The organism is Marinobacter sp. HL-58 (genome assembly GCF_001314605.1).
Classification (GTDB): domain Bacteria; phylum Pseudomonadota; class Gammaproteobacteria; order Pseudomonadales; family Oleiphilaceae; genus Marinobacter.
This window is the reverse complement of sequence record NZ_LIHP01000004.1, coordinates 1-21,746: the sequence shown is the minus strand read 5'-3', so window position 1 is coordinate 21,746 and position 21,746 is coordinate 1. Positions and strand designations below refer to the sequence as shown.

The window sequence follows — 21,746 nt, the reverse complement described above, 5'->3', positions numbered from 1 at the left end:
TTACCGGGCGGGATCGTTAGCCCCATATACGCTGCGTTTGCCAAGCATGGTTATACGGCGCCCCCAGAAACTGTGGGGTGGTGACTGCCACGCCAGTTGGTGCAGCTCCGCCACGGATTGCCTGTCGCGGAAGATCTGGCTGAGTTCGCTGCGAGACAGCGATCCCGGCCCCTCGGCACTGCAAGATTGGACCAGCGGCTCCAGTAACTCCGCTCTGCGGGCAAGTCGGATATCCCTTGCCAGGGCCTGATGAAGCTGATTGAGCCGGGGACGGACCACCGCTTCTTCCACGGCGGTCAGCACGGAATCGGCACCACTGTGAAGCCTGGCAGCCCGGGCATCTTCCAGCACCCGGACGGTCGAGCGCTCTTCCGGTATCAGCAGCAAGCCCCATTTGCGCAGCCTTTGCCCAAGTCCGACACGGCTAAGCAGGACTGACGTCGGAGCAGCCAGTACCAGTGGCACGGCTACCGGCAGTGACCAGAGAAAAAACATGGGGTCCAGGCTCCAGGCAAAGGCAGACCAGCCGGCGCCTACCAGCATTCCGGGGAACTGGGTAAGAAAAGCGTCCCGCCAGGTGGTTTCCTGTGTGCGGTTCTGGCCGGCCCATGTCAGTGACAGGTTTAACAGGGCGCCGAGTACATAACGGCTGTGGGCCATCATCCGCACCGGGGCCAGCAGCACCGAAACGACAATCTCCGTAATCACGCTGAAAAACAGGCGAAAGAAACCACCGAACTCTCTGGCAGTGCCATGGATAACGGCGTCCAGAATGGCCAGAAACTTGGGAATAAACAGCAGTGACAAGGTGCTCAGCGCCAGACCAAGGGCCCATTCCGGGCGCCATTCCGGCCAGAGCGGCGCCAGCCCCTGATGCCCCTCCGGGAAATAATCGATGCTGGCGAGTGTCATCTGTACCGCCTCCACGGTCGTCAGCATCAGGAATCCCAGCCACAGCGGTGACGCCATGTAAGCCATAACGCCGTTAAGCAGTGCCATCCTGTGCGCCAGCCGCAAGCGGCGGCCGAACAGCAGGATCCACAGATGCTGGAGATTCCCCCGGGACCAGCGGTTGTCGCGGGAGAGCTCGTCGGACAGCGTTGGGGGTGATTCTTCGAAACTGTTACCCAGGCCGGGCTCCAGCCAGACTTCGTATCCGGCACGGCCCATATAGGCGGCCTCTACGAAGTCGTGGCTCATGATGGGGCCGCGGAAAAGGCCAAAACCGCGCAGCTTGCGCAGGCCGCAGTGATCCATGAAGGGCCTGATCCGGATAATGGCGTTGTGCCCCCAGAAGGCAGCATCGCCCATCTGAATGGCCGCCAGGCCAGTGGCAAACAGCGTCGAATACAGGCGGTTGGAGAACTGCTGAATCCTTGCGAACAGGGATTCGCCGTTGATCACCGAGGGGGCCGTCTGCAGTATGCCCACGTTCGGCTCCCGCTCCATCAGTTTCACCATACGCACAATGGTATCGGCACTGAGCAGGCTGTCGGCATCAAGCACCACCATATAACGGTAGCGGCGGCCCCAGCGGCGCAGGAAGTCGGCCACGTTACCGCTCTTGAAGTTGAGATTCACACGCCTGCGGCGATAGAACAGCCGGCCTTCTGCCCCCAGTTCCCGGCAAAGCCGGTACCAGGCCGCCTGCTCTTCAAGCCAGATATTCGGGTCGCGGCTGTCCGAGAGGATGTGGAATTCGAACTGATCCAGATGGCCGGAACGGTCCAGGTCCTGATAGACCGCCTTGAGGCCACTCAGAGTCCAGTGCACCGGCTCGTGGTACACCGGCATGATGATCGCGGTTTTCGCAAGCGGCGTGGCTTCCAGTGCCTCACCGGCATGCCGTTTCAGCAGGCTGTGACGATCACCTCCCGCCAGCCTGAGCACAAAGCCAAAGATGGCCGTCCAGAAGCCAACGGCAATCCACATATACAGCAGCGAAAACAGAACCAGAAGCCCCAGCTCCACAAGGGTTCCGCCATGGTAGGGCAAAATCCATAGCAGGAAGTAACAGGCTATGAGGGTTTGCCCCACAACAAACACCGTCAGCAACAGGCGCCTGAGTGTGGCGACCCTGCGCCAGCTACCGGAGCGTGTGCGGGCTGGTGTGGCGTTTGCGGCTCCGGTGTCAGTCATATCCGATTCGCCCCCGCTTCAGCGGTGGATTAGCGTCTGGAATGGATTCGGTGGGTAGCTCGAAATAGTGAGCAATGCTGCCCATGCACCTGGCGGGCAGATCCGCCCCGCCCCCGTCAGCCAGGGCCGAATCCACAAGACGAAGCGCCTGCCTGCAGGCATCGGTGGTCAGGGGAACACCGTCATCCCCCAGGTAGGTCAATACCCGCTCCAGCGCCTGTTGGCAGGAAATCTCTGGCGTAGACGTCGTTGTCATGATTCGCTCTGGCCATTCCTGGCAGCTTCCGACAGTGTATAGGTCCAGACTTCGGTCAGCGGCTTGTCGTCAATCAGTAGCTGGCCCCGAAATACCGGGTCATCTCCGTCACCCGGCCGTACGAGCATCGACAGGCGCCAGTTGTTGTCCGCTTTTATGTACTCAACAAAATGCTCGATGATTTCGGCGCCTTTACTGTCACCAGCCTCGCTGACCTTGCTGACTACCGCAGCGTCCGGCTTGAGGTTATCCAGCGGCCCGCCGGCGAAATCAACAATAATCCGGTAGGCGTTTTCAGCATCACCGCCCCCTGTGCGGTTGCCGTCTCCCACGAAGGTTTTGACAACCCGGCCGGTGTCCTGGCCAGCGACGCTGTGATTTCCGAAACTGAGCCGGTAGGAAAAGGTGCGATGGTCGCCTTCATTCACCGCTTCCCCCGGTTTCCAGAAAGCGACGATGTTGTCGTTGGTTTCGGAATCCGTGGGGATTTCCACCAGCACAACTTCTCCATCCGCCCAGCCCTTTGCGGGGGACACCCAGGCGCTGGGCCGAAGGTCATAGCGGGCTTCGGCATCCTCGAACTGGTGAAACTCCGTGTCTCTCTGGATCAGGCCAAAACCGCCGAGCCGGTTTACCTGAAGGTAACTGAGGCTGAGCCGGGAAGGATTGAGAAGCGGGCGCCACAGCCACTCGTCGTTACCCTTGTCGTGGACCAGCAAGCCATCGGAGTCATGGACCTGTGGCCTCCACTCCCCTGCCGGTCGCAGCGTGTTTTCACCGTAATAGAACATGGACGTGAGCGGCGCAAGGCCCAACTGCTCCATACCACTGCGGAAAAACAGCTCCGCCGTTACGTCGATACGTGTGGCAGGGCCGGGCTGTATATCGAAGCGGTAGGCGCCCGCCACACTGGGGCCGTCCAGCAAGCCGAAGACCCGGGTCCGGTCGCTGCCACCGCCGGGCCGCTCGATCCAGAACTCTGTGAAGGAAGGCAGTTCCTCGCCGGAGGGCAGGCCCGTGTCCACGGATACGGCCCTTGCGGAGAGCCCGAAGCGGTTTTTCGACCCTACACCGCGAAAGTAGCTTGCTCCGGCAAAAACAAGGAACTGATTATGTTCAGTCTCCTCGCCGAGGGGATAGGTGAGTTTGAAGCCGGCATAACCAAGGTTGGCCGGTACTCGCTTAGCAAGTTCATCACCGGGAAAACTGAAGGCACTCTTATCGAAGGGTATAGGCCGTACACCGCTGGCATCAACTTCGTTGAGTTTTACGGTGTGGGTGTAATAGTTGCCCGGTGGAACCAGCATGACCCGAAACCGTGAACGACCTTCCCGCCACAGGCTGGCCTCCGGATCGAACCGGATGGCCTGATAATCACGGTAGTTCAGGTCTCTGAGAAATCCCGGCACCTCTGGTGGCGGCTGGTATTTACTCTCTGCCAGTTCCCTGGCCCGGTCGACCACCTCCCGGAATTCGAAAGCGTGAGCCTGAAAGGCGTAGAAAATACATGGCAAAAAAAGCAGCGATAGCAATCCTGTCCCTGAGTGCATGGTTCTCCGACCTCACTAATATCCCTTAGGACACTAATGTAGCACCTGCGGCCAAAGCTTTCTCAAGTGACATCTTCGTAAGGCTGCGCACACCAACGACGCAATAGAGGTCAGATCCCCATGGACAGCGAGAAACGCACATCCGGATGGTCCGGGGTGGTCATGGTTGTGCTTGAAGCGTGAATCATCCGGCCAACACTGACATTGGCGGTAAAAGCCCGCCCTCGCATTTTCAGTGCTACCTGGCCGGCACAGGCTTTGCCGTGTCGGTCTGTCTGGCCTGCGGAATAAGGAACCCAGCCCTGTAATACCGCAAAATTGATGCTGGAAAGCACACCGTCCATGAATGGCATGGGCCAGGTGGGGCTGGCCGTATCCAGGCGCAGCCATCCGCCCCTGATCACGGAAACCGACTGGCCATTGAAGCCGGTGAGCATGGACGGGCCCGCAACGTTCAAATATTCAGACGCCGGAAGGTCCTCATCCGCAAACTGATACCGGCCTTTGATACGCCAGTTCCATCGAAGCAATTCCTGCTCCAGCGCTGCGGACATGGCCACCTTGTAGAAATCTTCTTTATCGGCCGCAACATCCTGCCCGGGATAATCGGTTGCCTGGAATTCACGGCCGCTCAGGGCCAGCACGCCGGTGCTTGCGGACAGGCCTCCCCAGAGTTCGTGCCCACCCTTTGCTTTCAGGCCCAGGGTCGAGAGCTGGTAACGGGATTCAGACACCAGGTTTTCTTCCTGGAAAGACGTGGTATCGCGGCCCCGGTGCCGGGCAACCCCATCAAAGGCCATTCCAAACCGGGAAAACAGGGGGCGACTGACTCCGAAGCCCACGATGCGGGATTCACCGCTGGCATTGAAGCGACGATCTCCATCACTGACAGCACGATCATAACGGGACCTGCCCGCCTCAAACTGTAATCGGTTGGCGCCTGCCGGGAACCGGTAACGAAAAGACGCAGCGCTGGAATCGGAGTCATTTTTGTACGACCGGGCATCCCGGAAATCAAAGCCAATGGCGTCGCTCTGGCTGACCAGACTGTCTGCGGCAACCCCCAGGGCACCATCGCGACCATCCGTGTTCAATTCCGTCTTGCCGGAAAACTTCAGCCGTGACCGCAGCCAGTGCTCTCGCTCTTCCTTGAACGCATCGGTACTTCCGGCCAGGTTTCCGGAATACGGCTGCCAGCCATTGCGCAGCCAGGTGCCGCTTTCTTTGGCATGGAGAGGTTGTCCGGAAATGCACCATAGCAGTGCAATCAACAGGAATAATTTCAAGGTTCAGGGTCCCGCCAGATAGCGCCGGCCTTCGCAGCCAGGGAAAGCCGTTTTTTCTGAATATTCTTTCATGGGGGAATGTATTGCATCGGGAGGGATATATCCAGCACTGGTTGCCAAATTTTACAAACCAAATGTGCATATTTTACAGACAGTTACGATGCTATTTGCAAGTTTTTTCTATGCAAATCAACAGGCAGCATCAAAGGTGATCGGGTTCACCCTATTACCAATCTATACAATTCCGTACCCCGGCCTCCATTTAAACGAACAACTTGGTTACACTTGGCATACTTTGTGAGTCTGCCCTCACGGATGACTGACTGAAACAAGGCCGCGACCCAAGCGAATATAAGGACGAACGTTATGATCAAGAAGTGTCTCTTCCCTGTTGCCGGATACGGTACCCGTTTTCTGCCGGCCACCAAGGCCATGCCCAAGGAAATCCTGCCGATTGTGAACAAGCCCCTGGTTCAGTACGGCGTGGAAGAAGCTGCTGAAGCGGGCGTTCACGAATTCGGATTCGTCACCGGCCGGGGCAAACGCGCCATTGAAGACCACTTCGACATCAGTTACGAACTGGAGCACCAGATAGCCGGTTCAGGCAAGGAAGACCTGCTTGACTCCATTCGCGAGCTGATTAACAACAACTCCTTTGCCTTTACCCGCCAGAACGAAATGAAAGGCCTGGGCCATGCCATTCTTACCGGCCGAAACCTGGTGGGTGACAACCCGTTTGCAGTAGTACTGGCGGATGACTTCTGTGTGGCGGACAGCGACGGCGAAGGTGTGCTGGCGCAGATGGTGAAACTCTACAACCAGTTCCGTTGCTCCATCGTGGCCATTGAGGAAGTGCCGGAGGATGAAACCCACAAGTACGGTGTGATTGCCGGCGAGTCCATGAAAGATGGCCTTTACCGCATAACCGACATGGTGGAAAAGCCCGCCCCTGAGGATGCACCCAGCAACCTGGCCATTATCGGCCGTTACATCCTTACGCCGGATATTTTCGACATCATCAAGCGCACGCCTCCGGGCAAGAATGGTGAGGTGCAGATTACGGACGCCCTGCTGGAGCAGGCCAGGAATGGTTGCGTGCTGGCCTACAAGTTCAAGGGGCGCCGCTTTGACTGTGGCAGCATTGATGGCTTTGTGGAAGCCACCAACTACGTCTACGAGAATATCTACAAGAAAGGCAAGTAAGCAGTTCTGGCCTATTTACCCAGTATCTGCAGAACCATGCGCCGGTTCTCCCCGGAGGTCTTCCGGAACCGGCGCAGCAGTTCCACCTCTTCTTCCGTCAGCTGAAACCGGCTGATTTCTTTCTCCAGCTCCTTCAGTGCCGCCGACAGATCATCGCCCTGGCTGAAAGCCAGGCCCGGCAGTTCCAGTTGCCCGGTGTCTCCGGTGTCGTCCAGATCCAGCAGATCTTCCAGCGGGGTTTCCGTTCTGATGCACAGGTCAAGCAGTTCAGTAACGCCGGGATAACCGCGCTGCCTGACGTCAGTCGCTTCCCAGCCAACAACCCTGGACTCGTCAACGCCACACATCTGGGCTACGTCCTGGCGGGACAGCTGCCCGGCTTCCCGTATCTGCCGCAAACGGCGGTTGAAGGTTTGCAGGTACCGCATAAGGATTGTTCTCTGCCGGGTTTCTGAACGTTTAATTACACTTTCAGTGAATCAAACAGGAAATGTAACGTACATATAGCTTTGCACACAATCTGCCTATAATGAATCCACCAGCAATGGAATTACTCGGTATGGCGGCACAGATACTGGACAAAAATACGGCCTGGACGCTGATACTGGAAGCAGTGAACCGCAGTAACGAGACACTTCCATTACCCGGCAGCGACACAGCGGCCCTGAAACTTGGTAGTAACGGCGACTGGCAGTTATGTACCCAGGCCACTGCGGAGGCCAAAAGCCTGCTGTCGGTATTCCTGCCGCTGTGTTGCCCGCTTTCAAGGGGAGCGCCTTCGAGGGTGATCGGCCAGTTGGGCCAGAGCCTGGATGGCCGGATCGCCACGGTGACCGGCGCCTCGAAATTCATCAACGGTGAGGATGGCATTACCCATCTGCACCGCCTCAGAGCGGTGTCGGAAGCGGTTATTGTGGGTGCCGGCACCGCTGCTACTGATAATCCGAGGCTGACGGTTCGCAAAGCCCCGGGCGCCAATCCCGTGCGGGTGGTGATTGATCGCAACCGCCGGGTACCGGATAACCACCATCTGTTCAGTGACGAAGCGGCGCCTACCCTCCGACTGGTTGCCGGTGAGTACCGGGCCGGCCACAAACTGATTCCCCGGCAGGGCGTTACCGAAGTTCCCTGTCTCGGCAGTGATAGCACCACAGCCCCCGCTCACATCCTGTCGGTTCTGGCGGATTTCGGCCTGCGCAAGATCTTTGTGGAAGGTGGCGGGCTGACGGTATCGGCGTTTCTCTCTGCAGACCTTCTGGACCGGCTCCACGTGATGGTTGCCCCGATGATTATTGGCAGCGGCCGCCCTGCCTTCTCGCTTCCGGAGATCAGCCACCTTGGCAGTGCCCTGCGCCCCAGGGCCCAGATGCTAGACCTTGGCAGCGACATGCTGTTTGACCTGGACTTCACCCGGCAGGCGCACGGCCACGAATAATGAACAGCGCCCCCGGCAGGCTTGATACCAGCACCGCCAGGCCGTAGCCCACACTCAATGCCACCCCCTGCTCAGGCGGCAACCCTGCCATCGGCCACAACAGAGCGGCCGCTCCCTCACGTACCCCCCACCCGGCCACACTGACGGGTACCGCCATCGCCAGCAGTAACAGGCTGCACAGCGCCAGCAGGGTAAACATCTCTGAAGGCCCGGGGCCGTAGCCTGCGCCCAGAGCCAGCAATGCGAACACGCCCAGGTAGGTGGCCACAACCAGAGCGGATGAACACATCTGGATCAGGAACGCCGGCCAGCTTAACAGCGACTTGCGGATATCCCGCCGCAGGGCATACACATACCCCCTGCCCCGGGACCACAACCGGAACGAAAGCCCCAGTGCGACCACCACCGCGAATACCGCGAGCAAGGCGCCGCCGCCCAGATCGGCAACAACGCCGGCAACCCTTCCCTGGTGCAACGTGAGCCAGAGCCCGAGTACCAGCGCAACGGTTACCATGACCAGCTGGCCGGAAAGCCGTTCGATCATCACCGCATGGAGAGCCCCGAGCCGGGTCCCGGAGTCCTGGCCATGGCGCCAGGCGCGATTGACATCCCCGAGTACACCCCCGGGCAGAACCTGGTTCAGAAACGTGGCCAGGTAATATTCTCTTACGGCCACTGCAAAGGGCAGGCTGACACCCAGCTGCGCGGCGGTATAACGCCATCGCCAGGCCGACACCATTACCTGGACGACCGAAACCACCATGGCCGCCAGCAACATGGGCAGGGAAAAGCGGGCAAGCTCCTGCCAGAGCGCTGGAATATCTAGGAAGGTTGCAGTGGCCAGCAACAACACCAGCGTCAGGAGCCATCGTAACCACTGGGGTACGCCGGTTCGCAACACTCAGTTACCAGCCTTTGCGTGGGGCCGCGCAAACAGGTCCTGATGGCCAACGGAAATGGACAACTGCCGTTGCCGTGCCTGTGCCAGCCGCGTTTCAAACCAACGTTCTGCCCGCTGCCGTTCACCCGGGCTCTGCTCAAGTACAGCCTGTTGCCAGCCTTGCAACAAGGCAATCTGCAACTTCCACTGGTCCGGTGTCAGTTGCCAGGGGCTGGGAGCAACCGACACCTGGTAGCCACGGGTTTGCAGCTGTGCCTTCAGATAGCCAGTGGCGTCCGGGCCCAGGGCGGCCCCGGCGCCTTTTTCCCGGTGCTGATGGGCATTGACTGTTGCCAGTATCCACGGGTCGTCGGCCTCCGATGGCGACAATTCGAACCGGCCATCGTAGGTAAGCGCTATCAATACACCAGCGTTGCGAGCCGCGGCCGCATCGGCCAGTGCGGTTAACCAATCCGCTGACACCAGGTCAATCAGCGCCGAGGCTGTCAACAGTCTGGCATCCTCGGGAATCTGGCCGGAAAGCTCTGGCGCCGTCAGCTTGCAGGTTCTGGTTACAAGAGGAACATCCAGACGTTCCATCCGTTCCGCAACGCGGGACAGAAGGCCGGCATCCTGGTCCATCAGTACCCAGTGCTGGGGTACGGCCAGGGCCGGTGCCAGATAGCGGGCGTTGGAGCCCGTACCTGTGCCCAGGTCGGCAATGACCAGGGGGGACGCATGCTGACTTTTTTCTGTATCCGGAGTGTTGTACGCCTGCTCTGCCCACGCCCGCACCCCGGACATCAGTTCTCGGTTGCGGGCCTGGTGGTCCGCGGGTTCCCGCAGCGCCAGCCAGTCACTGTCGAAGACCGTAAGGTCGCCCGGGGATACCAGGCTTGAGAGCGCGTCCCGGAACTCCCTGGCGGCCTGGCTCCAGCTGCGCAGGTGCTGTGCCTGTTCGCGCGCCTCTGCAGTAGCCCGAGCCAATGCTGCCGGGACATTAACCCAGTTCTCCAGGCATTGCCTGAGCTGTGTTATGTCGCCAGCCGGGTACTGCCGGATACCGGGGCGGTTACCGGTGTTCGCCAGAGCGCCACCGTCGGTGGTGATAACGGGAAGGCCCGCTGCTATGGCTTCGTCGATGACCATGCCATAGCCTTCATACAACGAGGGCAAAACAAAGATATCCGCTTGCCGGTAGGCTTTTTTCAGCCCCTCGTCGTCCAGTTCACCGGCCAGGGTGATGCGTTCCTCAAGCCCGTATTGATCGACCAGCTGTCGTACACTCTGGCCGTAGGCTTCATCCCGGTCCATCGAGCCCGCCAGTGTGCAGTGCCACGGCAGGTGTTGAAGACCCTCAAGGGCCTCCACCAGATGATGCTGGGCCTTGCGTGGAGAAAGATGGGCCACACACAACAGGCTGATGGTGTCGCCGGACTCTTGTGAAGTCTGGGGTGAAGGCCGGGGTGAAGACTCGCCGGATGCGCTGACACCCGCAATGGTGTCTGCTCCCGGTTCCACAACACATATACGCTGTGGCGAAACCTCGTAATCCAGCAGTCGCTCCGCCGTGTGCCGGCTGGTAGCTATAACACCGGACACCACTGCCAGGGCCCGGCGTTCAGCCTCGAACAGCCAGTCCCGGGTTTGAGCTGTCAGACCGGTTTCATCCGCCAACGGATGATGCACCAGCGCCACGAGATTCAGCCGCCCGGCGTGGGCTGCAACCACATCGGGCAAAGCACCCATGGCCAGGCCATCCAGAACCACCGTGGAACCGTCCGCCACACCGGCCAGGAAGCTGTTCATTGACGCCTCTGCCAGGCGATCCGGTAACGGAAAACGACCACTCAGCCCCTCCCGGCATGCTTCAACGCCGGTGGCCCCGAGCCCCTCCGCTATCCGCCGGACATACCGGTAACCACCGGTATTCTGGTCAGGATCACCGGGAACAACAAAAAATACCGGGTGAGCGCCCTCAGAGCTTGCCATGGTAACTGGCCCAGGCAATATGGGATTCGCCGAGAGTAACTTTCATTCCGCACAACCCCCTGCCGGTCTCCCCCAGCCTGCCCTCCTGTATGGCTCCGGCCATCCGGTCAAACACCGTTGCGGCCATGAACTCGGTGGTGGTGTTGCGGCCAGCAAACTCCGGGATATCGTCCAGGTTTTTCATGTTGAATTCGGCGATCACTTCAGAGAGCACCTTTGAGGCCAGGCCGATATCCACTATGAGATCGTCCTCATCCAGCGCTTCCCGCTCGAAGGTTACGTCCACAACGTAAGTCGCGCCGTGCAGGCCCTGGGCGGGGCCGAAGATTTCACCGTTGAAGCTGTGGGCGATCATCATGTGGTCTCTGACAGTGAGACTGAACATAGGGTCGGTTTCCTTTGGGTAATTGAACGATATCAGGTGCGGTTATAGATAATACGATGGCACAGGGTTTCCGATGCAGAGGGGAAATCTTTGCCGCCGGAGCCACCGGCCAGTGCCGCCATCACCCCGGGCAATGAGTCGAAATCACTCTCTCCGGTAATCAGGCTATCCAGCGCGTTATCCCGCAAAAGATCCAGCGCCAGGGCCATGCGGTCACGATACTGCCAGCGGGGAACCTGTGCCGGGTTGAGATGCCCCACCTGGCTGGAGCGGATGGTCAGCCGGCGGGAATGGAAACCCGAGCCCAGTGACAGGGGCACTGTTTTCGAGCCGTACCAGCTCATCTCGATAATGCGCCCTTCCATACCCGCCAGTTGCAATGCGGTTTCAAGGCCTGCGGGATGACCACTGGCGTGGATAACGAGGTCGTTATCATCCTGCTGGCAACGGGTTGTGAACTGCAGGCCCAGGGATTCGGCCACGGCCTGCCGGCCGGGGTTGGTATCGACAGCGGTCACCCGGGTACCGGGTATCCGGCTGGCAAGCCATGCCACCAGCAGGCCCACCACCCCAAGCCCTACCACGGCAATACGGTCTCCGATGCGCGGGGCGGCGTCCCACAGGCCGTTGACAGCCGTTTCCATGTTCGCCGCCAGCACGGCTCTGCCGGCGGAAAGCCCTTCCGGCAGGGGCACAACCGCCGTTGCGGGAACCCGGTAGCGGGTCTGATGGGGAAACAGGCAGAACACTTTCTGCCCCGCCAACTCATCAGGGCCGGAGATAACCTGCCCGACGCTGGCGTAGCCGTATTTGACCGGAAATGGAAAGTCACCCTCCTGAAAGGGTGCCCGCATGGTTTGGTATTCGGACTCCGGCACCTGGTTGCTGAATACCAGGGCTTCGGTTCCACGGCTGATACCCGAGTACAGGGCCTGAACCTCTACCGCCGGGTTGTCTGCCGATGCCATGGCCGGGGGGTGGTGGTCAAAGGTCGCCTCGCGGATCGCCCCTTCCAGGGGACCGGTGACCCAGAATGCGTTCGTCATATCGTCTGTTTCCTTACAGCGCACGTAAGCAACTATAGTGCATACAGAGGCACATACGCAGAGGTTTACTGATGGATTCCCGCACCCGGACATTTAGCCTGCCGCTGGCCGCTGACCTGGCCTGGGGCGCCTGCCTGACTGCCCTGCTGGTAGCCGGTTCCGGTATCGGATTTCCATTGCCCGTGGCCTATTACGTTACCGCAGCGTTGCTGTATCTGGCCATTGCGCTGCCCGTTCTGCGCTACTGGCCTGCAGGGCGGGACTTCGGCTGGGCTAACCGGGCCACCCTGGTGCGCGCTGCGCTGATCGTGGCATTGGTCGGTATGGCGCCCTTTATTACCGTGCTCGGGAACTGGCTGTGGCTGTATGGGTCATTGTGTTTACTGGCCCTGGTTCTGGACGGGGTGGATGGTGCCATTGCCAGGGCCACCGACTCGGCAACCAGCTTTGGCGCCCGCTTTGATATGGAACTGGATGCCCTGTTTATCCTCGGGCTCTGCATTGCAGTAATGGCGCTGGAAAAAGCCGGTGCCTGGGTGCTTGCCCTGGGGTTGATGCGCTACGCCTTCGTAGCCGCAGGCCAGTGGCTGGCATTCATGAAGCTGCCACTGCCCGAGAGCTTTCGACGAAAAACCGTGTGTGTCTGGCAGGTAGTGACACTGATGATTGCCATACTGCCCGTCACCTCCACGGCGTTTGCAACCTGGACACTCGCAACTGCACTGGCGCTGTTGTGTTATTCGTTTCTGACGGATCTGCGCTGGCTTTATCAAACAGGGAAACAGCCATGAAAACCACCATCTCGAATGCAATCCTGGCAACCACAACGGCCGCCAGCCTGGCAATGGCCAGTTCCTCGGCGCTCGCCGAGCCAGCCACCTACGTGCTTGACGAAGAACATTTCTCCATGGGGTTCGAAGTCATGCATATCGGGTACGCACCGGTTATGGGTATGTTCCGGGAGGTTGAGGGAGAGTTTGAATACGATGAGGAAGAAAAAGAGCTGACCTCAGGTAAGGTAACCTTCAAAAGCAAGAGCGTGTTCACCAATCACGACAAACGGGACGACCATCTGCGTAACGAAGATTTCCTCAACAGCGGCAAGTTCCCGGATATCACCTTTGAGGTGACAGGATTCGAGACCACCGGAGACAACACCGGCGTTGTCACCGGGGACCTGACACTGCTGGGCCAGACCCGCTCGGTGGATGTGGACGTCACGCTGAACAAGTCCGCCGATTACCCCATCGGCCACAAGGATTACACCCTCGGCCTGTCCGCGGAAACCACCATTAATCGCAGCGACTGGGGAATGACCTACGGCATCGAGGATGAACTGGTGGGCGACGAGGTACGCCTGCGCTTCGGGCTGGAAGCGATTCGCGAATCAGGCTGGCTCTGAAATATGTGACTGCCATCACAGCCTGGAAACATTCTGTTACACAATGGGGCCAAATTTTTGCTTCGGACAAGTTCGTCCCGCTATGTTGATGGAACAATAACAACACCAGAAAGGATCCGGGAATGCCACTGCGGGCGCTATTGTCCCTCACACTCGCTGCATCCACTGCCGTCGGGCTGGGTTACCTGCTGGCCGCCGAGAACCCTGATCGGTTCTCGTGGCTGACCGGCGACCCGGCCGGCGAGCCCGGGCCCGATTCGCAGGCGCCCCGGGCCGAAGCCGCTTCCGCCAATGCCTCGCCACCACCCAGGCCGGAGCCACCCGATGACGCGGTGGGCTTCATGCTGGCCAGTGCCGCGGATCAGTACAGCCAGAACATCCGCTACCCGGAATACTCTGTCCCGCTTTCCGAGGAACAGGCAGAAGCCTACACCGGAAACCGTTTCGAGCCCGTCGAGCTGCCTCTGGAGGGTGACGGGCGTTTCACCGTCACCCTCGAGAAGTACCGCTTCGTGCAGGACGAAGACATTCTTGTGGTAGCTACCATTACCGGCTCTTCCGTGGTGTCCGACAGTCTCAGTGCCACACTGGAATCCACGGACTCCCGCCAGCAGCATGCCAGCGCATCACTTGGTAACGCCTCTGACGACACTTGGTACGAAGGGGTGATCACAGCCGATGCCGACCCCGGAGAATACCGGCTGATTGTTGAAGCGACCATCGACGGCAAACCCGTACGCCATGCCTCCACATTGACCATTGAGCCTGACCTGGGTGAATTCGACGGCCTTGGCAGCCCCCGTGTTAACAACAATGACCTGATCATCCCTGTTCACTTCGATGCCAATGAACCGGGCTTCTACGCCCTGGCTGCCCAGCTCTACCATGGTGAACGTGCCATCGCACAATTACAGACCGAGAAGCGGCTGGACGGCACCACGGACACGCTGGAACTGAAGGCCCACGGCTCGGTTATCGCCAACCGGGAGATCACCGGCGAGCTGGAGCTGCGAAACCTGCAGATCCGCCGGTTGCCGGCAAAGCCCGGCGACCGCACGGATTACGGTTTTGGCCCCGAGGAAGGCTATACGTTCTCGCCACCGGACCTGGACGGATTGACCGACAGCCCGGCGAGCGACCCCGAATCAGAGCAACGGGCGGCCCTGCTGCAAAGGCTGGCCAACAAGTTCTGATACAACAATAAAACAAAAAACGGAGCTTTTATGAAAACAAGAACGAGAAGTGCCTGTAAGGCCGCCCTGGCGGTCGCCCTGGCCGGCGGGCTTTGCGCCGGTACTGCCCAGGCCCAGCTGGCCGGCCATAATGTGATTCTGGTTCATGGCTTCCAGCAGGAAGACCTGGCCGATCCACCTGCCAACCTGGACGCTGTCAAACGTGCCGGCGAGGATTACTGGCGCACCTTCTGGCTGTCCCGCTCCGATGCCCGTGTTGACTGGGGCAGCGATGGCCGGGTGGAAGGTAACATAGCCCAGCAGGCCTACAGCCAACTGCGCCAGATCAGCCAACAGGGCCTGTGTAACGACTACTGTATTGTGGTCTCCCACTCCACCGGTGATCTGGTTACCCGCTACCTGCTGGAGAACCAGGCACGCTGGCTGCAGGCTGAAGGTCTTCAACCCCTGAAGATTCTGGCTGCCATTGATTACTCGGGGGCCGGTGGCGGCACCGAACTCGCCGACCTTGCCCTGAGCATTGCCTACAACGACAGCTGGTATAACTGGCCACTGAAGGAGGCTGTTCGCGCCTTCACCGGTATTGATCCGGAACCGGGTAAGCTGGGGGTGGTGAATGACCTGCAAACCAACGCCGCCCGGAACCTGGCGGTCAGCCCCAACAACATACCGCGGTTGCGGTTTGTGGCCGGAGGGTCGTCTTACGGCGGCATCACCAAGCCGTTCATCGCCGGCACTGACGATGGCGTGGTTCCCACCCACTCTGCCTGCGGCGCCACATCCAGCAGTGGCATCGACTCCTGTACCTCCGACCTGAGCCTGGCGGGCAAGGTATCCAGCCAGAACGGGCCGTCCGACCTGTATTACAACCACTTCCCCATTCTGATGAACGAGGGTGTGTCGCACAGTGGTGTGCTAGGTTCGGAAACCGGCAATATCTCCGTGCCGGTGGTGAACAATACAACCCTCAACGGGCTCCAGGTGGACTTCGCCAGCCGTACCTACAACAAGCGGGCCTGGTGGCAGCTGTGGGGGTCCGGTGACCAGTATGTGGAGGTTCCCGGCTCTGACCAGACCGACATGTCGACCCTGGTCTACAACACACTCAATAACTGAATAACAACCAAAGGGCTCACCCGCCCGAGGGAGAACCAACCGGCTCACGGAAGAGCCATTTTCCCGCGCTCGTGATAAACTCCGCCGCTGCCCCGGACCGGGCCAGACGATTTTCTGCAAGGCGGTTGTGAATGCCCCTCTCGAATACCCACAAATCCGACCTGTTACTGGTTGTTGTCACCCTCATGGCCGCCATCAGCTGGATGTTTTCCAAAGAAGCGGTACTGCTGATGCCACCCCTGATGTTCATGGCACTGCGTTTTCTGCTGGCCGGTTCTGTTCTGGCCGTCATTGCCTGGCCTTCCCTGCGAAAGCTGAGCTTGGATCAGGTCAAACGCAGTACCGGCGTGGGGCTGGTTTTCGGGGTTGCCATGAGTTGCTGGGTCATGGGTCTTTTCCATGCTACCCATGTGGGAGAAGGCGCCTTTCTTACCAGCCTGGGCGTGGTGATTGTACCGGTGATTGCCCGGGTGGTTTTTCGGGAGGAGCAGCCCCTGAGCACCTGGTTTGCCATTCCCGTGGCTGTCAGCGGGCTGGCGCTGCTGTCACTGAAAAACGGCTTCCGCCCCGAGATCGGACAGCTGTTCTTTGTCGGAGCGGCGTTTATCTTCGCGATGTACTTCACCCTGAACACCCGCGCCGCCAACCAGCGCACGGTGGTCAACCGCAGGGGTGAAACGGTGGAGAAGCACCGCGTACCCGCCCTGCCCCTCACCAGCATCGCACTGCTCACCGTAGGCACCGTGACGCTGGTGGAATCCACATTGCTGGAACCCTGGACACCGACCCTGGAAAACTTCTCCGGCGTGCTGGCCATGTGGATCATTGCCAGCGCCGTGGTGGGAACAGCCGGGCGTTTTCTGCTGCAAACCTACGCCCAGAGCCTGTCGGCCCACAGCCATGGTGTGGTGATCCTGGTGCTGGAGCCGGTATGGGTGGCGCTGTTTGCCGCCGGCTGGTTCAGTGAGAGTATGACGGCCACCCAACTGGCCGGCTGCGGGCTGATTTTCCTGGCCTTGCTGATCAATCGCTGGGGTGTTATCAGCAAGGCAGTCAAAGGCTGGACCAGAAAACCGAAATCCGCCTGAAAGAGGTTGACCACACCGGTCGGAATCAGTATATTTCCTCCCCGTTGCAGGACACAGGACCATAGCTCAGTTGGTTAGAGCGCTACCTTGACATGGTAGAGGTCCCCAGTTCGAATCTGGGTGGTCCTACCATTTTCTGTAACAAACAAGGCGATCAACGAAGCCTTCCTGCCTTCAGCTCTGGTCAATGCTGAATTGGCTGCTCCCTGAATCCAGGCTGCCGTGTTCCAGCCTGATTTTCACTTCAAGATTATGGCGGGAATCGGCGTTGGCCAGCGCTTCCTCCTGGCTGATTTTTCCCTGGTGATAGAGTTCAAGAATCGCCTCGTCAAACGTCTTCATACCCTGCTCCGGGCTTTTCTCCATAATTTCTCCGATGCCTTCCATTTCACCTTTGTTGATCAGATCCTTGATATAAGGGCTCGCAAGCATTACCTCCACGGCCGCGGATCTTTTTCCGTCTTTGCCTTTTAGCAGACGCTGAGAAACCACCGCCTTCAAATGCATGCTCAGATCCATGAAAAGTTCCCTGTGGGTATTTTCCGGGAAGAAGTTCACTATCCGCCTCATGGTCTGGTCGACATTGCTTGCGTGAAGTGTGGCAATGCAGAGGTGGCCGGTTTCAGCATAGGTCAGGGCCTGTTTCATGGTGTCCCGATCGCGGATTTCGCCAATCATGATCACATCGGGTGCTTCACGCATGGCCCGGCGCAGGGCCTCGCCGTAGGAAAGTGTATCAACGCCCACCTCCCTCTGGTTTACAACGCTGTGTTTATGGTGGTGGGTATACTCGATAGGGTCTTCGATTGTGAGAATATGCCCTGTTCTGTGGCTGTTCCGATGATCGATCATGGAAGCAAGCGTTGTGGATTTTCCGGACCCTGTTGCCCCCACCACCAGGATCAGCCCCCTGGGTTCCATGATCAGCTGCTCCAGTATATCCGGCAGCCCAAGCTCTCTGATCGTGGGTATTTCCGTTTTAAGATGGCGGATGACCATAGCCACTTCGCTCCGCTGCCAGAAAACGTTTACCCGGAACCGTCCGATCTGGCTGATCCCGACAGCCATATCCAGTTCAAGCGTTTTCTCGAATTCGGCGCGCTGTCTGTCATTCATTACTGAGTACGCCAGCTCTTTCACCGCACCTGGCGGCAACGGTTTCTGGGTGATGGGGCCAGTTTTACCTTCGATCTTGAGCATCACCGGAGCCCCGGTGGACAGATAAAGATCGGAAGCGCCTTTTTCGGCCATGACTTTGAGATAGGCGGGCAATTCCATCAACAACTCCTTGAGCCTTTCCGGTCAGGAAAGACGAATACGGTAGACTTCGGCAACTGAAATGTCGCCATTCCGGGCCTTGCCGAGCGCATGGCCGGTCAATGGTGTCATCCCCGAGGCGAGAGCCTGTTTTTCCAGTGCATCCACGGCAGTTCCCGAAACAATCATGTTCCGGAGTTCCGGTGTCAGAACCATGAGTTCGTAAACCGCCAGTCTGCCAGAGAAGCCGGTTTCGTGGCAGGCATGGCAGCCTTTGCCTTTGTAGAACACTTCATCGGCGCCGATACCCAGGGTTTCGCGCACCCAGGGATCAACAACCTCCTGTTCGATGCAATGGGGGCAGTTGCGCCTGACCAGTCGCTGGGCGAGAACACCATTGAGTGTCCCGCTGATGAGATAATCTTCAATCCCCATATCGATCATTCGCATCACGGTGCTGGCGGCGCTGTTTGTGTGCAGTGTGCTTAGCACCAGATGGCCAGTAAGCGCGCTCTGAACTGCGATCTGGCCGGTTTCCCTGTCCCGTATCTCACCGACCATAATAATATCCGGGTCATGGCGAAGCATATTTCGCAGTGCACTGGCAAAGGTGAAGCCTGCCGATTCGTTCACCTGCATCTGTTCAATTCCGTCCATGTGGTACTCGACGGGATTCTCCACGGTCAGAATGTTTACGCTCTTTGAGCGCAACTCATGCAGCGCTGCGTAAAGCGTCGTGCTTTTTCCCGAACCCGTTGGACCGGTAATGAGCAACATGCCCTGCCCGCGATGAATGAGGTCAACAAACTTCTGCCGGTCTGTATCGGTAAACCCCAGGTCATCGACGGATTTGAGCCCCTGGCGGGTATTGAGTATCCGGATGACAACACTTTCCCCTACGATGGTGGGCATTACCGAGATCCTGAGATCCACATCGTGCTTGTCCCACCTTACTGATGCACGTCCGTCCTGGGGTGTCCGGCGCTCGGTGATATCCATACCACCGATAATCTTTATCCGGCTTACGGCAGCCGCCAGCATCCCTTTGTTGAAACGTTTGATGGGAATCATATCGCCGTTGAGCCGATAGATAAGCTGAACATAATCCTCTCTCGGGCTCAGGTGAATGTCAGACGCATTCTGGCGGATTGCATCCCGGATGACCGAGTTTACAAACCGGATAACCGGTTTTTCCCGACCAAGTTTTTCAATCGCCTGCCGGTTGGGCTGAGCAGCCGGGGTTTCCACCAGCTCCATCTCCAGCTCTTCAGCGGCTTCCTGACTTTCGGCGGCGCCATAATAGCGATCGATTTCCCGGGTCAGTTCCGGCCTGGATGCCAGGACATATTTAACAGGATAGCCGGCAAGAAAATTAAGGATATTGAGAGCTTCAGTGTCCGAGGGATCGCTCAAAGCCACGACAAGCCGGCGTTCGTGAAACATGAGTGGAAGCACACTCAGCCGGGCGGCAGTCGTGGCAGGAATGAAACGGGTGGCCTTGGGATCTACATCGAACTCGTCGAGACGAACAAAAGGAACGCCAAGCTTGTAGGCCAGGGCTCGTTGAATGGTTTCTTCCGAAACAAATCCCAAGTCGACCAGAACCTGGCCTATGGGACGGGTTGGCTCAGTACGTTTACGGTGAAGGGCAGTATTCAGTTGCTCGCTGTCCAGAACCCCTGACTGGACAAGAATATCGCCAATGGTTTTTCTCAGAGTCCTGTCGAAGCCGCTCTGTTCAATCGTTTTGCTGCGATCCAGGGCATCCGACAATTGTCGGGCATTGCCCACCTCCAGAAGCCCCAGGGACAAGGGAGACGTGTCTTTTTCCTGCGAGCTATCTGCGCTTTCCGCCGCCAACCCGGGAGGGTCCTCCACCGGCCCTGACTGTAAAGGAACATGCCCGAGCCTGTATGTTCTGATGGCTTGCCAGGGAACGAAGCGTTCTACAAGATGCGCTTCGTCCGATGCATGCCAGACCTCCACCCCGTGGGACGTGACCACGGCTGAAACCATCGTGCCACTAATAGTCTGGCCGTTAACAAGGGTGACAATGTAATTCTGGAACTCGTGGGGGCTGCCCAGATGACTGGCGTACACGGGACGGTCTACATGAGCAATCAGTGGCCATTGGATGGGTATAGGACTATGGTTCACATCTGACGTCAGATCAATCCGACCAGAATTGGGCTTCCAGGCCGCGACGGTGCCAACGCTCTGATGGCCGTCGAGATAATAGATGGTTGCCTGAGCCACGGAAACTCCTCGTTAGCAATACATTACAGTATAGCTAGTATGACCATTATAGAAGCAACAGGGATCCTATCCCGGGATCTGGGACCATCCAGGACTTGAGACTCAAGCATGATCAGCCCCTGCACAGAAGAACATGCCATAATCTACCCCTCGGCATAAAAGAGCCGTTTTCCCCCTCCCTGGAAGCAATACTCAAGATTTTGTTCTCAATATCCGGCAACTATCGCGTTGGCGGCGCCATGAACTCTGGGCCGACGGGGTCGTCAATGCACCTCTCGAGAATCCCGTCAATCGTTTCAAACGCTTCCTTGTCCCGCGACCAGCCTTCGATATCGTCCACCGGATCGAGTTGCTCAGGCCTCCGTGCGCGCCAGAGCAAGAACATTCTTCTGGTAGCGCTCACGGGCAAACGCATCCAGTTCAGCCACGGCATTCAGGTACTGGCGAAAGCGGTCACCCTGGAACTTGGGATCGTTCTTTCTCAGGTCGTCACCGGTAAACTGCGTATCTTCACGCATCTTGCCGGACAGCAAACCGCGGCATAGCCCGCCAGGGCTTTGCCCACAATCTCTTCCGATCGTCCGAATCCGTATACCGGTGCGGTATCAATCAGGCCAATGCCCCTGTCGATCGCCCGGTGGATGGTATCAATGGACTGGCCTTCATCAGTGCCGCCCCACATCCAGCCACCAATGGCCCAGGTACCCAGGCCAACCGGTGTCACCTGAATATCGGTGTTTCCGAAAGATCGGGGCTCCATGCTTCCTCCTGTTTCCTTGTAAAAGGCGCTATCTGAGGGTCTTAAGGCTCACTTGATTATTGGCAATCAACAATAACATTCAGCCTGAACTCTCGCCAATTGCGCAAGTCTTGCGCTCCCGGCAAAAACCGCCTGAAAATGATAAAAGTCAAAATGAAAGATTTTTTACGGCTTTTTTAGAGTCATTTTGATTAAAGCCAGGCTTTATATAACCGTCGATTTTTATTTGTTTGTAAATACAGAGCCTTAACAATAAGGTGGATATTACTTACTGATATAGTGTTGAAATCACTGAATATTATTAGTTGATTAACTCATGTTTCCATACCAGACTCGATTCAAAATGGAGTATTCGAGACTTAGCCTGGTATCGATTATGTTCACTTATCGAATTTTCTCAGTGTTAGGGAGACTCTGAATAAGTCTCGAAATCAGCGATAATACGGCCATCGCCAACCGCATAGGATTCGTTGCCACCATGGATCAGATCACTTTCTCCGAA

18 protein-coding genes, 1 tRNA gene and 1 pseudogene are annotated in these 21,746 nt (G+C 58.2%); 8 read left to right on the top strand and 12 right to left on the bottom strand.

Annotated elements, in window-relative coordinates; all coding sequences use genetic code 11:
* From mdoH to HLUCCO03_RS03885, 4 genes are all read right to left on the bottom strand, one after another.
* On the bottom strand, positions 1-2,139 hold the full coding sequence (gene mdoH / locus HLUCCO03_RS03900; protein WP_051603875.1) for a glucans biosynthesis glucosyltransferase MdoH: 2,139 nt from the start codon (positions 2,137-2,139) through the stop codon (positions 1-3).
* A complete protein-coding gene (locus HLUCCO03_RS03895) occupies positions 2,132-2,395 on the bottom strand; it encodes a hypothetical protein (RefSeq protein ID WP_292016613.1) in 264 nt (87 codons plus the stop codon). Before HLUCCO03_RS03895 ends, mdoH begins: the two co-directional genes overlap by 8 nt.
* Positions 2,392-3,909: a glucan biosynthesis protein G gene (locus HLUCCO03_RS03890; RefSeq protein ID WP_292016612.1), complete on the bottom strand. Its 1,518-nt coding sequence runs from the start codon at positions 3,907-3,909 to the stop codon at positions 2,392-2,394. The genes HLUCCO03_RS03895 and HLUCCO03_RS03890 overlap by 4 nt, the downstream gene beginning before the upstream one ends.
* 146 nt (positions 3,910-4,055) lie before the next feature.
* Positions 4,056-5,231, bottom strand: coding sequence for a ShlB/FhaC/HecB family hemolysin secretion/activation protein (locus HLUCCO03_RS03885; RefSeq protein ID WP_027832246.1), 1,176 nt, complete (start codon positions 5,229-5,231; stop codon positions 4,056-4,058).
* Between the two features lie 366 nt (positions 5,232-5,597).
* On the opposite strand from HLUCCO03_RS03885, the gene galU reads away from it, so the two are divergent.
* Complete coding sequence (gene galU, locus HLUCCO03_RS03880) at positions 5,598-6,434, top strand: UTP--glucose-1-phosphate uridylyltransferase GalU (protein WP_027832247.1); 837 nt, start codon at positions 5,598-5,600, stop codon at positions 6,432-6,434.
* An 11-nt stretch (positions 6,435-6,445) separates the two neighbouring features.
* Here the strand turns inward: galU and HLUCCO03_RS03875 are convergent, their stop codons facing one another.
* Positions 6,446-6,862 carry a helix-turn-helix domain-containing protein gene (locus tag HLUCCO03_RS03875; RefSeq protein WP_027832248.1) on the bottom strand — a complete coding sequence of 139 codons (417 nt, stop codon included), beginning with the start codon at positions 6,860-6,862 and terminating at the stop codon, positions 6,446-6,448.
* A gap of 131 nt (positions 6,863-6,993) precedes the next feature.
* Between HLUCCO03_RS03875 and HLUCCO03_RS03870 the strand changes: the two genes are divergently transcribed.
* The gene (locus tag HLUCCO03_RS03870; protein WP_027832249.1) at positions 6,994-7,869 is read left to right on the top strand and encodes a RibD family protein; all 876 of its coding nucleotides are present in this window, start codon (positions 6,994-6,996) and stop codon (positions 7,867-7,869) included.
* Here HLUCCO03_RS03870 and HLUCCO03_RS03865 read toward each other — a convergent pair.
* The 4 genes from HLUCCO03_RS03865 to HLUCCO03_RS03850 are packed head-to-tail and all read right to left on the bottom strand — an operon-like array spanning position 7,841 to position 12,172.
* Positions 7,841-8,770: a lysylphosphatidylglycerol synthase transmembrane domain-containing protein gene (locus tag HLUCCO03_RS03865; RefSeq protein ID WP_027832250.1), complete on the bottom strand. Its 930-nt coding sequence runs from the start codon at positions 8,768-8,770 to the stop codon at positions 7,841-7,843. The genes HLUCCO03_RS03870 and HLUCCO03_RS03865 overlap by 29 nt on opposite strands.
* Positions 8,771-10,741, bottom strand: coding sequence for a glycosyltransferase family 4 protein (locus HLUCCO03_RS03860; protein WP_027832251.1), 1,971 nt, complete (start codon positions 10,739-10,741; stop codon positions 8,771-8,773).
* On the bottom strand, positions 10,728-11,126 hold the full coding sequence (locus HLUCCO03_RS03855) for a 6-carboxytetrahydropterin synthase (protein ID WP_027832252.1): 399 nt from the start codon (positions 11,124-11,126) through the stop codon (positions 10,728-10,730). The genes HLUCCO03_RS03860 and HLUCCO03_RS03855 overlap by 14 nt, the downstream gene beginning before the upstream one ends.
* Before the next feature lie 32 nt (positions 11,127-11,158).
* Positions 11,159-12,172, bottom strand: a complete 1,014-nt coding sequence (locus HLUCCO03_RS03850) for a zinc-binding alcohol dehydrogenase (RefSeq protein ID WP_036197534.1) — start codon at positions 12,170-12,172, stop codon at positions 11,159-11,161.
* A gap of 71 nt (positions 12,173-12,243) precedes the next feature.
* Here HLUCCO03_RS03850 and HLUCCO03_RS03845 point away from each other — a divergent pair, with 71 nt between their 5' ends.
* From HLUCCO03_RS03845 to HLUCCO03_RS03820, 6 genes are all read left to right on the top strand, one after another.
* Positions 12,244-12,963: a CDP-alcohol phosphatidyltransferase family protein gene (locus HLUCCO03_RS03845; protein ID WP_027832254.1), complete on the top strand. Its 720-nt coding sequence runs from the start codon at positions 12,244-12,246 to the stop codon at positions 12,961-12,963.
* Positions 12,960-13,574: a YceI family protein gene (locus HLUCCO03_RS03840; RefSeq protein WP_027832255.1), complete on the top strand. Its 615-nt coding sequence runs from the start codon at positions 12,960-12,962 to the stop codon at positions 13,572-13,574. The genes HLUCCO03_RS03845 and HLUCCO03_RS03840 overlap by 4 nt, the downstream gene beginning before the upstream one ends.
* Positions 13,575-13,696: 122 nt before the next feature.
* Positions 13,697-14,767 (top strand): hypothetical protein, encoded by a 1,071-nt coding sequence (locus HLUCCO03_RS03835; RefSeq protein WP_027832256.1) that lies wholly within the window; start codon positions 13,697-13,699, stop codon positions 14,765-14,767.
* A gap of 30 nt (positions 14,768-14,797) precedes the next feature.
* On the top strand, positions 14,798-15,883 hold the full coding sequence (locus HLUCCO03_RS03830) for a hypothetical protein (protein WP_027832257.1): 1,086 nt from the start codon (positions 14,798-14,800) through the stop codon (positions 15,881-15,883).
* A gap of 131 nt (positions 15,884-16,014) precedes the next feature.
* Positions 16,015-16,971, top strand: a complete 957-nt coding sequence (locus tag HLUCCO03_RS03825; protein WP_027832258.1) for a DMT family transporter — start codon at positions 16,015-16,017, stop codon at positions 16,969-16,971.
* A gap of 55 nt (positions 16,972-17,026) precedes the next feature.
* Positions 17,027-17,103, top strand: a tRNA-Val gene (locus HLUCCO03_RS03820).
* Between the two features lie 42 nt (positions 17,104-17,145).
* Here HLUCCO03_RS03820 and HLUCCO03_RS03815 read toward each other — a convergent pair.
* The 3 genes and pseudogenes from HLUCCO03_RS03815 to HLUCCO03_RS03805 all read right to left on the bottom strand — a co-directional run bounded on the left by HLUCCO03_RS03815 (position 17,146) and on the right by HLUCCO03_RS03805 (position 21,244).
* The gene (locus HLUCCO03_RS03815; protein ID WP_027832259.1) at positions 17,146-18,249 is read right to left on the bottom strand and encodes a PilT/PilU family type 4a pilus ATPase; all 1,104 of its coding nucleotides are present in this window, start codon (positions 18,247-18,249) and stop codon (positions 17,146-17,148) included.
* Between the two features lie 24 nt (positions 18,250-18,273).
* The gene (locus HLUCCO03_RS03810; RefSeq protein WP_081813557.1) at positions 18,274-20,484 is read right to left on the bottom strand and encodes a GspE/PulE family protein; all 2,211 of its coding nucleotides are present in this window, start codon (positions 20,482-20,484) and stop codon (positions 18,274-18,276) included.
* A gap of 220 nt (positions 20,485-20,704) precedes the next feature.
* A pseudogene (locus HLUCCO03_RS03805) lies at positions 20,705-21,244 on the bottom strand (aldo/keto reductase).
* Between the last annotated feature and the right edge of the window lie 502 nt (positions 21,245-21,746).